Annotated in this window: 10 protein-coding genes; 3 read left to right on the top strand and 7 right to left on the bottom strand. The window is 70.0% G+C overall.

Annotated features, from left to right (window positions below; genetic code table 11):
• Window positions 1-108 precede the first annotated feature (108 nt).
• The gene (gene ybaK, locus V5F66_RS15795; protein ID WP_012114440.1) at window positions 109-582 is read right to left on the bottom strand and encodes a Cys-tRNA(Pro) deacylase; all 474 of its coding nucleotides are present in this window, start codon (window positions 580-582) and stop codon (window positions 109-111) included.
• A 312-nt stretch (window positions 583-894) separates the two neighbouring features.
• A complete protein-coding gene (locus tag V5F66_RS15790) occupies window positions 895-1137 on the bottom strand; it encodes a hypothetical protein (protein ID WP_012114441.1) in 243 nt (80 codons plus the stop codon).
• Window positions 1138-1530: 393 nt separating this feature from the next.
• Between V5F66_RS15790 and V5F66_RS15785 the strand changes: the two genes are divergently transcribed.
• The 3 genes from V5F66_RS15785 to V5F66_RS15775 all read left to right on the top strand — a co-directional run bounded on the left by V5F66_RS15785 (window position 1531) and on the right by V5F66_RS15775 (window position 5570).
• The gene (locus tag V5F66_RS15785; protein WP_012114442.1) at window positions 1531-2253 is read left to right on the top strand and encodes a response regulator; all 723 of its coding nucleotides are present in this window, start codon (window positions 1531-1533) and stop codon (window positions 2251-2253) included.
• Entirely contained in the window at window positions 2250-3731 is a 1482-nt protein-coding gene (locus V5F66_RS15780) for an ATP-binding protein (RefSeq protein ID WP_394094221.1), read from the top strand. The genes V5F66_RS15785 and V5F66_RS15780 overlap by 4 nt, the downstream gene beginning before the upstream one ends.
• Window positions 3732-3947: 216 nt before the next feature.
• Window positions 3948-5570, top strand: a complete 1623-nt coding sequence (locus tag V5F66_RS15775; RefSeq protein ID WP_012114444.1) for an ABC-F family ATP-binding cassette domain-containing protein — start codon at window positions 3948-3950, stop codon at window positions 5568-5570.
• Between the two features lie 268 nt (window positions 5571-5838).
• Here V5F66_RS15775 and V5F66_RS15770 read toward each other — a convergent pair whose 3' ends face one another.
• Genes V5F66_RS15770 through V5F66_RS15750 form a run of 5 tightly spaced genes read right to left on the bottom strand, consistent with a single transcriptional unit; the run spans window position 5839 to window position 13136 of the window.
• Window positions 5839-8010, bottom strand: a complete 2172-nt coding sequence (locus V5F66_RS15770; RefSeq protein WP_394094220.1) for a 3'-5' exonuclease — start codon at window positions 8008-8010, stop codon at window positions 5839-5841.
• Entirely contained in the window at window positions 8007-8486 is a 480-nt protein-coding gene (locus V5F66_RS15765; RefSeq protein ID WP_394052522.1) for a response regulator transcription factor, read from the bottom strand. Before V5F66_RS15765 ends, V5F66_RS15770 begins: the two co-directional genes overlap by 4 nt.
• Window positions 8483-11320, bottom strand: coding sequence for an ATP-binding protein (locus V5F66_RS15760; RefSeq protein WP_394094219.1), 2838 nt, complete (start codon window positions 11318-11320; stop codon window positions 8483-8485). Before V5F66_RS15760 ends, V5F66_RS15765 begins: the two co-directional genes overlap by 4 nt.
• On the bottom strand, window positions 11317-11664 hold the full coding sequence (locus tag V5F66_RS15755; RefSeq protein WP_012114448.1) for a hypothetical protein: 348 nt from the start codon (window positions 11662-11664) through the stop codon (window positions 11317-11319). Before V5F66_RS15755 ends, V5F66_RS15760 begins: the two co-directional genes overlap by 4 nt.
• Window positions 11661-13136, bottom strand: coding sequence for a putative nucleotidyltransferase substrate binding domain-containing protein (locus tag V5F66_RS15750; protein WP_393999557.1), 1476 nt, complete (start codon window positions 13134-13136; stop codon window positions 11661-11663). The genes V5F66_RS15755 and V5F66_RS15750 overlap by 4 nt, the downstream gene beginning before the upstream one ends.
• Between the last annotated feature and the right edge of the window lie 95 nt (window positions 13137-13231).

Here is a 13231-nt window from a genome sequence, read left to right as displayed (position 1 = left end):
CATGGATGCAGAATTATACCGCACGCGCCACCACGTATCTGAGCCGCGTCAGGACATGGGTCGGAAGACCGGGCGCGGCCGGATCAGGCGAGAGCGATCCGCCGGGGCTTACGCCACCAGCGACACCACGGCGGCATTGAGCAGGCTTGCCGCCTCGCGCGGGTTGAGGCGCACCTGAAGGCCCCGCTGGCCGCCGTTGATGAAGACGGCATCGTGGTGCACCGCCTGCTCTTCCATGGCGGCCGGCACCTTCTTCATCTGCCCGAACGGGCTGATGCCGCCCACCTTGTAGCCGCTCATGCGCTCGGCGTCGGCCGGCTTCATCATCTGGGCGGACTTGCCGCCGAACGCAGCGGCGAGCTTCTTCATGGACACTTCGTGGTCGGATGGCACGATCACGCAGACCGCCTTGCCGTCCACCAGCGCCATCAGCGTCTTGAGCACGCGCTCCGGCGCTTCCCCCAGAGCCTCGGCGGCCTGGATGCCGATGCGGTCCGCGTCGGGATCATAATCGTAGCTGTGCACGGTGAAGGCGATCTTCGCCTGTTCCAGCATCTTGGTGGCCCGAGTCGCCTTCGACATCCCGATACATCCTGTCCCGATCCGGCGGGGACCCATGTTGGTCCGCGCCGACGGTGTTGGGAAGATGCCGGAGCCGTCACGCGGGCCGCATGCCGGTACCCTCGTGCGGCGAACCTACAGCGCCGGGGCTTCTTGTTTCACCTCCGTGAAAGTGCGGACCGCGCCCTCAAGAGCGAACAGGCGCGCCCCGCCGATGGGTGGCTTCCGTGGGGGGCCGGAAGCCGTCCATCCGCGGGGCGTGCCCGTGGGGTCCGTTGCTGGAATGCCTGCCCGGGGCGGCCTCGGGTCCGACCGCCCTGGGCAAGCCTGGCGTCAGCCGTTGCCGAGGCCGCGGTCACCCTGCTCCAGGAACAGGCGGTCCTGCTCGGTGATGGCGTGCTGGTCGTTCTTTTCCGAGAGGGAGTTGAAGGGCTGGGCAGCCCTGGTGTTCTGGTGGGTGGCCGGGGCGTAGGCGCGGGGCGCCTCCCGCGAGGTGTTCTGGCCGTTCTCCTGGGCCAGGGCGGCGGTGGAGGTGAGGGCGAGAGCCGAAACGGCGGCGATGATCAGATGACGCATGGGACTTATTCCTTATGTGATCTCAATCCGTCGAGGCAGGCTGGCTGTGGAAGCGAGTGCGCTGCCCGATGCCCAGAACCTAGGGGGCGCCTGTCGCAGAACTGTCCCCGAAAACCGCCCGGATCGTCGCCGAATGTCGCGTCCGGCCGCCTCGGGACAGGCCGTTACATTTGGGACCGGCGGGGCCTTTCGATCGGCGGTTTTCGTCCCCCTCGACGCGCAGAGGTACCGGCGGCCGCGGGGCGCGAAACCGACGCAGGCACAGGCGAAAGCGCCACGCCTGCGCGCCGCGGCACCGGCGGGATCGCAAATCCGTGAACGGTTACAGTCTGATACACTTTTGCAGTGGGCAAGGCGCGCGCTCGGCCTATGGTCCTTGAAGGAGCAGAGGAAATGGACAGCGCACCCCACATTGCCATCGTGGACGACCATCGCGACATCCGCGATCTCGTCGGCAAGTACCTGACCCAGCATGGCTATCGCACCAGCCTCGCGGACAGCGCGGCGGCCCTGCGGCGCCAGCTGGAGCGCGGTGCCGCGCCCGACCTCGTGGTGCTGGACGTGATGATGCCGGGCGAGGATGGCCTGTCCCTGTGCCGCTTCCTGCGTAGCACCACCGACCTGCCGGTAATCCTGCTCACCGCCATGGCGGAGGAGACCGACCGCATCGTGGGCCTCGAGATCGGTGCCGACGATTATGTGACCAAGCCGTTCAGCCCGCGCGAGCTCTTGGCGCGCATCAAGGCGGTGCTGCGCCGCGTCCACAGCCTGCCGCCGCAGAAGGGGCACATCGCCGCCAAGACCGTGCGCTTCGACCGCTGGCGGCTGGACGTGGGCCGCCGCGAGCTGATGGCGGAAGACGACGTGGCGGTGCCTCTGAGCACCGCCGAGTTTCGCCTGCTGTGCGCCTTCCTCGACCATCCCGGCATCGTGCTGAGCCGCGACCAACTGCTCGACCTGACCGCCGGCCGCAGCGCCGATCCGTTCGACCGCAGCATCGACAACCAGGTCAGCCGCCTGCGCAAGAAGGTGGAGGCCGATCCCAAGGTGCCGGCCCTCATCAAGACCCACTGGGGCGGGGGCTACAGCCTCGCAGCGGAGGTGGAACGCGCATGATCCGCCTGTTCCGGCGCAGCCTCGCGGCGCGCTTCATCTGTTTCACCCTGGTCATTCTCGCCCTGTCGCAGGTGGTGGCGTTCTGCATCTCGTGGGACCAGCACGGCCAGTCCCTGCGCAAGGTGGCCAAGGGCGAGATGCTGAGCCGCTGCGCCGCGCTGGTGCGGGTGCTGGAGGCGACGCCGCCGTCGCTTCAGGGCGACATCCTGCGCGCCAGCGATACCAGCCTCACCCGCTACTGGATCTCGCCGGATGCGCCCAAGCCGCCCAAAGACTGGCGCGCCGCCGCCTGGAGGGAGCTTCGCCGGCCGCTGCCGCGGGTCCAGCTGCCCATGCACAGCAGCGCGGGGGAGCCGGAGCAGCCGGTGTACCAGCTGCCGAAGGAACCCACGACGGGCGGCTCGACCGAATGGTTCCCGCTTTCGGGGGAGGCGTGGCCGCTGCCGACCCCGGCCAAGTTCATCTATCTCGATGACGAGAACGGCATGGGCATCGCGGCGCAGCTGTCCAACGGGTCATGGCTCAACGCGGCGTTCGTGAAGCCCGGCCACGAGTGGTTCTGGACCGCCCGCTCGCTCACCTTCCTGGCCGCCGCCGGCCTGTTCTTCTGTGTCCTTGCTGTGGTCGCGGCGCAGGGCATCACCCGGCCGCTGCGGCGCCTTGCCAATGCGGCGGAAGCCCTCGGCCGGGGCGAGAAGATCGAGCCTTTGCCCGAGAGCGGCCCGGATGATGTGACCGCCATCGCCTTCAACCGCATGCAGGAGCGCCTGACGCGCTTCGTCGACGACCGCACCCGCATGTTCGCGGCCCTGAGCCACGACCTGCGCACGCCGCTCACCTCCCTGCGCCTGCGCGCCGAGTTCGTCGCCGACGACGAGCTGCGGGAGAAGATGCTCGGCACCATCGCCGAGATCCAGGGCATGGCGGAGGCAAGCCTTGCCTTCGTGCGCGCCGACGCCACCGCCGAGACCACCCGCACCGTGGACCTGTCGGCGCTGGTGGAGAGCCTGTGCGACGACCTCGCCGAGATCGGCTGGGACGTGACCTTCGAGGAGTCCCCCAAGGTCGGTTGCCGCTGCCGGCCGGATGCGGTGCGCCGCGCCTGCCGCAACCTGGTGGAGAATGCCGTGCGCTACGGCAAGCGGGCGCGGGTGCGGGTGGAGCGCAGCGGGGATGCCGCGCTGATCGTGGTGGAGGACGACGGGCCGGGCATCGCCGAGGAACTGAAGGAGCAGGTGTTTGCCCCCTTCTTCCGGCTGGAAAGCTCGCGGTGCATGGAGACCGGCGGCCATGGCCTCGGCCTTGCCATCGTGCGCACGGTGGCGCGCCGCCACGGCGGCGATGTCACCCTCGCCAACCGGCCAAGCGGGCTCACCGCCATCTTCAGCCTGCCGCTCGACGGCAGCGCGCCGGTGCTGGAGGCGGAGCCTGTCGGCCGGCCGGAGCCCGAGCCGCAGGGCCTCGCCGCGACCTCGTGACCTGAGGCGGGCCGAGGCCGTTCCAAGGGGCGGCACGCCCGCCGCTTCTCCTGAAATCCCAGGCGGTTGCCGTCGGCTGTCACCGGCCTAACGGGGTGGCGGTCCGGCGGCAGCGGGGGCTTGCGAGGAGCTGCTATGGCCTGCGCGCCCTTTCCCGCGGGCGCCTGATGGCCTATTTGCGCGCACAAGCTCCCCATCTCCCCGAGATCCCCGCGCATGATACGCCTCGACAATATCGGCAAGCAGAACGGCAAGCAGATCGTCTTCATCGAAGCCTCGGCGGCGCTGCTGAAGGGCGAGAAGATCGGCCTCGTCGGCCCCAACGGCGCCGGCAAGACCACGCTGTTCCGCATGATCACCGGCGAGGAGCCCCCGGACGAGGGGCAGGTGAGCGTCGATCGCGGCATCACCATCGGCTATTTCAGCCAGGACGTGGGCGAGATGGAAGGCCGCAGCGCTCTGGCCGAGGTGATGGACGGCGCCGGCCCGGTGAGCGTCGTCGCCGCCGAGCTGAAAGAGCTGGAGACGGCCATGGCCGACCCCGAGCGCGCCGACGAGATGGACGCCATCATCGAGCGCTACGGCGAGGTGCAGGGCCGGTTCGAGGAACTGGGCGGCTATGCGTTGGAGGGCCGTGCCGCCGAGGTGCTGGCCGGCCTCGGCTTCAGCCAGGAGATGATGGACGGCGACGTGGGCAAGCTCTCCGGCGGCTGGAAGATGCGGGTGGCGCTGGCCCGCATCCTGCTCATGCGCCCCGACGTGATGCTGCTGGACGAGCCCTCCAACCATCTCGACATCGAGAGCCTGATCTGGCTGGAAGCCTTCCTGAAGGGCTTCGACGGCGCGCTGATGATGACCTCCCACGACCGCGCCTTCATGAACCGCATCGTCACCAAGATCGTGGAGATCGACGCCGGTGCCCTCACCACCTATTCGGGCGACTATGAGTTCTACGCCCAGCAGCGGGCGCTGAACGAGAAGCAGCAGCAGGCCCAGTTCGAGCGCCAGCAGGCCATGCTGGCCAAGGAGATCCAGTTCATCGAGCGGTTCAAGGCCCGCGCCTCCCATGCCGCGCAGGTGCAGAGCCGGGTCAAGAAGCTGGACAAGATCGACCGGGTGGAACCGCCCCGCCGCCGCGAGAGCGTGTCGTTCGAGTTCCAGCCGGCGCCGCGCTCCGGCGAGGACGTGGCGAGCCTGAAGGGCGTGCACAAAAGCTATGGCAGCCGCACCATCTATGAGGGGCTGGATTTCCACGTGCGCCGCCGCGAGCGCTGGTGCGTCATGGGGGTCAACGGCGCCGGCAAGTCCACCCTGCTGAAGCTGGTGACGGGCGCCACGGAGCCGGACGCCGGCACGGTGGCGGTGGGCGGCAGCGTGAAGATGGCCTATTTCGCCCAGCACGCCATGGAGGTGCTGGACGGCGAGCGTACCGTGTTCGAGACCCTGGAGGATTCATTCCCCCAGGCCGGGCAGGGTGCCCTGCGGGCGCTGGCCGGCTGCTTCGGCTTCTCGGGCGACGATGCCGACAAGCGCTGCCGGGTGCTGTCGGGCGGCGAGAAGGCACGCCTCGCCATGGCGCGGATGCTGTACGATCCGCCCAACTTCCTGGTGCTGGACGAGCCCACCAACCATCTCGACATCGCCACCAAGGAAATGCTCATCGCCGCGCTGGCGGACTACGAGGGCACCATGCTGTTCGTCTCGCACGACCGGCACTTCCTCGCCGCCTTGTCCAACCGGGTGCTGGAGCTGACCCCCGACGGTATCCACCAATATGGCGGCGGCTACACCGAATATGTGGCCCGCACCGGCCAGGAAGCGCCCGGCCTGCGGAGCTGACGCCGCGGACCGTCATGGCCGGGCTTGTCCCGGAAGTCGGCTGTTGCCGACTTCCGACTCTGAGAGCGGAACCCGCAAACATGCGGGTTCCGGCCATCCACGCGGTGCGGCCGGGACAGGTTTTCGCAAGCATTCCCAGCTGGTCAGGCGTGGATGCCCGGGTCAAGCCCGGGCATGACGGGGGATTTGCGGCAACACCCCGTGTGACCTTTCAACCCATCTCTGGGTGAAACCCGTGCGCGCCGGCTGACGGCGGGATCCCTTGGACTCAATAGCGCAGGCGCGCGTAATAGGAGGTCTGCGCCGCCGCGCGGGCCTGCCCGAGGGTGACGATGCCGCGCTGGCGCAGCAGCGGCAGCAGCTTCAGGAAGATTTCGGCGGTGGCCAGTGCGTCGCCCAGCGCCGTGTGGCGGCCGGAGACGGCGATGCCGAGGCGCGCCGCCATGGCCTCCAGTCCATGGCTGTCCTCCCCGGGATGGACGATGGCGGCGAGCAGCAGGGTGTCGAGCACCGGCTGGTCGAAGCGCACCCCGCTCGCATTTTCCTTGAGGGTCAAAAAGCGCATGTCGAAGGCCACGTTGTGGCCCACGAGAACGGTGTCGGCGGCGAAGGCGTGGAAGGCGGGGAGCACCTGGGGAAGGGTCGGCTTGCCGCGCACCATCTCCGGCCGGATGCCGTGCACCGCGATGCCGGCCTCCGGGATGGAGCGCTGCGGGTCCACCAACTGGTCGAAGCATTCGCTGGCCAGCAGCCGGCCGTTGACGATGCGGGTCGCGCCGATCTGGAGGATTTCGTCGCCGCCGGCGGGATCAAGGCCGGTGGTCTCGGTGTCGAACACCGTATAGGCGATCTCGCCCAGCGGACGGTCGTCGCTCTCGCGGCTCTGCGCGCTCGCGGCGAACAGGTCGAAATCATAATAGGCCGGGCGGCTGTCGCCGGGGGCCGGCACCGGCGCCACCGTGCCGGCGGCCACCGGCAGCAGGAAGCGGAACAGGGCCCCCGAGCCGTCGCGCGCATGCTCCAGCCACAATTCGCCGCCGTGCCGTTCCACCACGTCGCGCACCGTGAGGGGGGAGGGGGCATCCCCCGTCTGCATGGGGCGGGTCTGCCAGCCGGCGAGGTCGAGGCCAGGCCCAAGGCCGGCCCCGGTGCCCTGGAACGCGAGGTCGAGATGGGCGCGCCCGCCGGCCGGCGCGAGGCGCAGGGCGAGATTTGGGGCCTTCAGCGTCTCGGACAGGCGCGCGGCGAGGAAGGCAAGGGCCTGGATCAGGGCGAAGCTGTCCACGCTGAGCCAGAGGTCGGCGTCCACCCCAGCCGTGTCCACCGCCTGCCCGGTCTCGGTGGTGATGCGCTGGGCGGCGGCGACGGCAAGGTCGGCGCCCAGCATGTCCTGCAGTGGCCAGCGGGTCTTCATGTCGTGGGATGCGTCGGCGGCGAGCGTGGTGAGGCGCCCGCTCATGACGCCCACCTCGTCGCGCACCACGGCTTGGAAGCGCTCCCGGTCGGCGGGTTCGAGGTCCGGATAATCCAGCATGTCGAGGGCCGCCTGCATGCTGGCGAAGGAGGCCCGGCTCGCTTCCGAGAGGTCGAGCCAGCGGCGGTCCTGCCGGGAGCGCGCCTCGTATTCGTCGGTGATGTCGTCCAGCAGCAGCACGAAGCCGGTGACATCGCCCCTGTCGTCGGCCGCCGCGCGCACCGGGGCGAGCAACACCTGGATGAGATGGCCAAGCGGCGTCGTGGTCACGAAGCGCGCCGAGGCCTGGGCGTCGCCGCGGGCGATGCGCCGGGCGATGCCTTCGCGGGCATGGTCGATGAGGGCACGGTCGATGACCGCATGGATGGAGCGGCCAAGACCGATCAATTCTGCGCCGGCCACGCCCCCCGGCGCCTGCGAGAGGGTGCGAAAGAGGGCGCGGGCGCGGGCATTGTAGAGCAGGATCCGCCCTTCGAGATTGAGCACCACCACCGATTGCTCCAGCTCCGCCATCAGGGCGGCGAGCTGGTCGCGCTGGAGCGCCACGTCGCGGCTGGCCTCGGCGATGAGGCGGGCCATGTCGTCCTGTAGGGCGCGGCGCTGGCCGGCGAGGGCGTTGATGGCTTCGCCGAGCGCGCGCATGCCGGTACCGGACTGCGGGGGAAGGGGCGGGGCGGCGGCGTCGCCGGCCAGCACGCGGGTGGCATCGGCGAGACGGGCCGGCGCCTCCCCATAGATGGCATGCAGGCGCAGGGCGACGACGCCGGTGCCGAGCGCGGCCAGGAACCACCACAGCACCACCAGCATGCCGTGGCTGTCGATCAGCGGCGCGACGGTGTCGGTGACGGCGGCGCGGTCGGCGGGGCCGAGAGCCGCATAAAGCAAGCCGGCGCCGCCGAGGAGCCAGAGCCCGAGAAGTGCGCCCGGCGCCAGCACGATCAGCGCCAGGCGCCGGTCGAAGCTCATGCCGGCAGGTCCTTCGGCATTTCGCCGGCCGCCGCGTTGCTGGCCGCCACGGCCCTGGCGGCGGAATCCCGGGCCAGCATGTCCTTCACCTGCTGCACCAGATCGCGGGTGGAGAAGGGCTTGGTGACATAGGCGTCCGCTCCGGCGCCGACACCGCGCGCCATGTCGGTCTCGCGGCCCTTGGCGGTGAGCATGACGATGCAGGTGGAGCGCACGTCGGCATCGGCGCGCACCGCCTCGCACACGTCGAAGCCGGACATGCCGGGCATGGTGGCGTCGAGCAAAACGAGGCGCGGGTGCTCGCGGCGGATGGTGTCGAGCGCCTGGCGGCCGTCACGGGCCACCAGCACATCGAAGCCCTCGCGTTTCATCATGAATTCCAGCGAGACGACAATATTGGGTTCGTCGTCGGCGATGAGCACCTTGGTGCAGGCGACGGCGCCGATGGTCGGGGCGGGGCCGGATTGCGGGGTCATGGCGTTTCCTCCCTCGTGTTGCCGCCGGCCAGGGCTTTCACCTTGCCTGCGGGTTCGGATGCGGCAGGGCGAGGCCCTTCCGCTCCGGCATCTGGCTGGAAGGGCAGTCGGAACGCGAAGCATGCGCCGCTGCCGTCTTGGTTCTCCAGCCACATCCTGCCGCCGAAATGATCCACGATCCGGCGGCTGATCGGAAGCCCCAGCCCGGTGCCGGGGGGGCGGGTCAGGGCGTCGCCGCCCTGACGGAACTTCTCGAATATGGTGTCGCGCTCGGCCTCTGGCACCCCCGGGCCATTGTCTTTCACCCGAACGACGAGGCCGTCGCCCTCCACATGAAGGCTGACGTGGACGCGCCCGCCCTCGGCCGGGACGAATTTAACCGCATTGGAGATGAGGTTCAGCACCACCTGCGTCAGCCGGTCGGGGTCGGCGCGCAGCAGTGGCACCGTCTCCGGCGCCTCGAACACGATTTCCGCCCCCCGGCTGCGCGCCAGCTCGGTGGTGGCGGTGACGGCGTCGCGCACGAGGCGGCGCAGGTCCACGTCGGCATTGTGCCATTCGCCATGGCCGGATTCGAGCTTGGCCATGTCCAGCACCTGGTTGACGAGCCGGCCCAGCCGCTCGCTCTCGCCCACGATGATGGCGAGGAACTCCTGGCGCTGGGCCTCCTCCATGTCCGGGGCGTCCAGCATCAGCTCCGACAGGGCGCGGATGGCGGTGAGCGGGGTGCGCAATTCGTGGGTGACGGAGGAGACGAAATCGTCCTTCAGCTCGTCCAGAGTGCGCAACTGGGCGTTGGCGGCGGACAGTTCCGCCGACGCGATCTCCAGCGAGCGGGATTTCTCCTCCAGCGCCAGCGCATACACGCGCAGTTGCGATGCCTCGTTGAGGATCTCCAGCACATCGGCGGGGCTCAGCGGCTCCTCCTCCGCCACCGCCGCCACCAGCACCCGCGCCGAGGCGCTGCCCACGGCGCCGGCGAGGCGCCGCTCAACCTTGTCCACCAGCCGGGCGTCGGCGGTGAGGTCGGTGCCGACGGCGACGCCGCTCTCGTGGGCGTGCTCGGTGAAGATCTGTCGCGCGGCGTCGGGGCCGAGCAGGCGGCTTGCCAGCGCCATCAGGTCGGCGGGGCGGGCGCGGCCGCGCCAGAACACCGGGTCGGCTGCTCCCGCGGCGGCCGTGGCATGGCCGCGGGCGAACACGTCCACGAACAAGAGCGCCTGGCTCGCCTCCCGCCCCGAGGGCGCGCGCCACAGGGACAGGCCCACATAGAGGGCGACGTTGACCAGCAGGCTCCAGAACAGGGAGTGGGAGAGATTATCGAGGCCCTGAAGGCCGAACAGGCGCTCCGGGGCGAGGGCGGTGATGCCGAACGGGCCGTGGATAAGGAAGCCGTCGTCGATCCATCCCGATTTCGCCACCGAGGGCGCCATCAGGGTGTAGGCCCACACCAGGAAGCCGCCGCAAAGGCCGCCCAGCGCCCCGGCGCGGGTGGCCTCGCGCCAGTACATGCCGCCGAACAATGCGGGGGCGAACTGGGCCACGGCGGCAAAGCTGATGAGGCCGATGGAGACCAGCGCATAGGCCTCCCCCGCCACTTGGAAATAGAGGTAGCCCAGCAGCAGGATGGCGAGGATGGCGGCGCGGCGGATGTTGAGGATCAGCGCCGTGAGGTCGCCGCCGGCCCGGGCGCCGAAATCCCTGCGCCGCAGCAGGGCCGGCATGACGAGATCGTTGCAGACCATGGTGGAGACGGCGATGGTCTCCACGATCAGCATGCCGGTGGCGGCGGAGAGCCCGCCCACATAGGCGAACAGCGCCAGCCCCGTGGCCCCGTTCGCCAGCGGCAGCGACAGCACGAAGGTCTCCGGATCCGCGCCGTTCGGGCCCAGCAGCAGGCCGCCCAGCGCCAGCGGCAGAACGAAGATGTTGATGACGAGGAGATAGGCGGGAAACACCCAGGCGGCGCGCTTCAGGTGGCGCTCGTTCACGCACTCCACCACCATCATCTGGAACTGGCGGGGCAGCAGCAGCACCGAGAGCATGGAGAGCAGCGTCAGCGTGAACCACTGGGCATAGCCGAAGGCGCCAGCCCCGCCCGTGCCGCCAAGGCGCAGCAGGGAGGCCAGCTCCGGCACCGCCCTGGCCCGCGCCCAGATGTCAGCCATGCCATTGAACAGGCCGTAGGTGACGAACACGCCCACTGCGAGGAAGGCCACGAGCTTCACGAGGGATTCGAACGCCACCGCCGCCACCATGCCCTCGTGCCGCTCGGCGCTGTCGAGGTGGCGGGCGCCGAACAGGATGGTGAACAGGGCGAGGGCCAGCGTCACCAGAAGCGTGCCGTCCTGCCACCAGGCCGGGCTCGTTCCGCTGCCGGCGGTCCCGGAGGCGGTGAGCAGCTGGTAGCCGGCCGACACCGCCTTCAGCTGGAGCGCGATGTAGGGCACGATGCCCACCACGGTGATGAGGGTGACCAGCGCCGCCACCAGCGGGCTCTTGCCATAGCGGCTGGCGATGAAATCGGCGATGGAGGTGATGCGGTAGGTGTGGGCGATGCGGATCATCTTGCGCACCACGATCCACGCCAGAAGCATGGCCAGCATGGGCCCAAGATAGATGGGCAGGAACCAAACGCCGGTGGCGGCGGCGCGCCCGACGCTGCCGAAATAGGTCCAGGCAGTGCAATAGACCGCCAGCGACAGGGCATAGATCCAGGCGTTGCCGATGATCGAGCGGCCGGCGCGCGCGCGGGCGTCGGCGAAGGCGGCGACGGCGAACAGGAGCGCGAGGTAGACCACCGCCGCGCCCACCACTATGGGCGCGGAGATCATGGCGCCTCCGCGGGTGGCTGTTGGGCCGGGGGCTGTGGCGAACCCTCGCGCAGGGGCAGGATCGGGGGGGACGCCTTGGGCCGGCGCTCGCTGGCCACCGCGAGGGCGGCGATCAGCCCTGCCCAGATGGCGAACAGGGCCACCGGCAAGAGCGGCAGGCCGAACACGCTCACATCCGCATCCCACACCATGAGCAGCGGGAAGTTGAAGGCGAGCACGCCGGTGGCGAACAGGGCCAGCAGGAGTTGCGGGCGCGGCCCACGCTCGGACGCAGCGTGGGCCGGCGCCGCCGCGCGAGGGGCGGGGAGCGGCGGGTCGCCCGCGCTCTGGTCGTCCCCGTTCACAGGGCGTCGAACCGGTAGTGCCGGGACAGCCACTGCTTGAAGCCCCGCACGATGGCGAGGGCCTCCTTCAGCGCCTGGCGTTCCAGCGTGCCGAGGTCGGTGAGGCGGATGGCGTTGCCCGGCGGGCGGCCGTCCGCGATCTGGCGCAGGTTGTTTGCGAGCTTCAGCGAGATGAGGAAGCGCAGCGCGTCGGTGAGGTCGCGGGCGAAGCTCGCCTCCATGTGGCCGGTATCGACCAGCGCCTGAAGCCGGTCGGCGGTGCCGAGCGCGTCGATGCGATATTCCAGCGCCAGCGCCCGCACCCCGTGGACCAGCGGGAAGATGCCCAGTTTCTTGATGTCGATTTCCGCGCCCGCCCGCCCGGTGAGGCCCGGCAGCCGCGTCCACCAGCCGCCGCCCTCGCCGAAGCGCTCCACCGCCTGGGCGAAGCGGGCGAAATAGCCGGCGTCGTTCATCATCAGGAAGTCCACATGGTCCCGCGCCGCCTTCAGCAGCGCGGCGTCCCCCGCCACCGGGGCGGCATCGAGGAAGATGGCGAGATTCATGGGCCCGTCGCGGTCGCCGCCATGGATCCATTGCCGGAGCGTGTCCTTGAAGGCGGACACATTCTGGCACCACAGGGGCCGGCTCAGCATGATGCCGCCGGGGCAGGGCGGATAGCCGAAATCGATCAGCGCCGCGGTGAAGCGCGCGGTGATGTCGTCGAGGTCGTCGCAGGTGAAGCCGTCGGCCAAGAGCAAGGCGTTGTCCTGGTCGGTCTTGATGATCTGCTCGCCGCGCCCCTCCGAGCCCATCACCACGAGGCAGGAATGGGCCCGCAGGTCCTCCGGGGCCAGCATCTCCCACAGGCGGCGGAACACCTGCCGGTTCAGCTCGCCCACCAGCGCCGCGATCACCTCCACCCGCACCCCGTCGGCATCGAGCACGCCGACGAGGCTGTCGATCTGGCGGGCGGCGGCCTTCAGCTCGTCGAGGCTGGTGGCCTGCTCGGCCTCCAGGGCGATGAGGTGGGAGTGGTTGGCCACGAAGGCCATCAGGTCGAGCTGGCCCAGCACGCCGACGATGCCGGCCTCGTCCGTGCCCTCGCGCACCAGCACCCGGTGGATGCGGTGGCGCAGCATCAGGATGAGGGCCTCGAACAGCTCGGCATCGGGGCGCACCGAGCACGGCTCGAAGGTCGCCACCTCGCGGACCGGCAGGCGGGCGGGGGGTGTCTCGCTGAGCAGCGCGTCGCGCAGGTCGGTGGTGGTGAAGATGCCGATGCGGCCGCCGTCGCGCACCAGGGCCTCGCTGAGCCCGCGCTCGGACAGGGCGCGGCACAGGCTGACGAGGTCCATGGACCCGTCCACGTAGAACGGCTTGCGCAGGAATACGTCGCGCACCCGCGAGGTCATCAGCGAGACGAACTCGCGGCGCTCGCGGCTGGTGTCCCTGTTCGTGTTCCTGGGAGGTGAGGCGTTTTCATCGGCCATGGCTGAAAGCCCGCGCGGCGCCTGAGCGAGGCTCTCCCGGCCCCGGTCCGCCGGGGCCCTGGGCAGAGACGACGAAACCCGCCCGGCGACGGGCG

The organism is Xanthobacter versatilis (assembly GCF_043193975.1).
In the GTDB taxonomy this organism is placed as follows: domain Bacteria; phylum Pseudomonadota; class Alphaproteobacteria; order Rhizobiales; family Xanthobacteraceae; genus Xanthobacter; species Xanthobacter autotrophicus_E.
This window is presented reverse-complemented; position numbering and strand designations above follow the sequence as displayed.

What these genes read in the sequence shown, in the direction of transcription:
- ybaK (WP_012114440.1), bottom strand. Translation starts at nt 582, where the DNA reads ATGTCGAAGGCGACTCGGGCCACCAAGATGCTGGAACAGGCGAAGATC.
- V5F66_RS15790 (WP_012114441.1), bottom strand. Translation starts at nt 1,137, where the DNA reads ATGCGTCATCTGATCATCGCCGCCGTTTCGGCTCTCGCCCTCACCTCC.
- V5F66_RS15785 (WP_012114442.1), top strand. Translation starts at nt 1,531, where the DNA reads ATGGACAGCGCACCCCACATTGCCATCGTGGACGACCATCGCGACATC.
- V5F66_RS15780 (WP_394094221.1), top strand. Translation starts at nt 2,250, where the DNA reads ATGATCCGCCTGTTCCGGCGCAGCCTCGCGGCGCGCTTCATCTGTTTC.
- V5F66_RS15775 (WP_012114444.1), top strand. Translation starts at nt 3,948, where the DNA reads ATGATACGCCTCGACAATATCGGCAAGCAGAACGGCAAGCAGATCGTC.
- V5F66_RS15770 (WP_394094220.1), bottom strand. Translation starts at nt 8,010, where the DNA reads ATGAGCTTCGACCGGCGCCTGGCGCTGATCGTGCTGGCGCCGGGCGCA.
- V5F66_RS15765 (WP_394052522.1), bottom strand. Translation starts at nt 8,486, where the DNA reads ATGACCCCGCAATCCGGCCCCGCCCCGACCATCGGCGCCGTCGCCTGC.
- V5F66_RS15760 (WP_394094219.1), bottom strand. Translation starts at nt 11,320, where the DNA reads ATGATCTCCGCGCCCATAGTGGTGGGCGCGGCGGTGGTCTACCTCGCG.
- V5F66_RS15750 (WP_393999557.1), bottom strand. Translation starts at nt 13,136, where the DNA reads ATGGCCGATGAAAACGCCTCACCTCCCAGGAACACGAACAGGGACACC.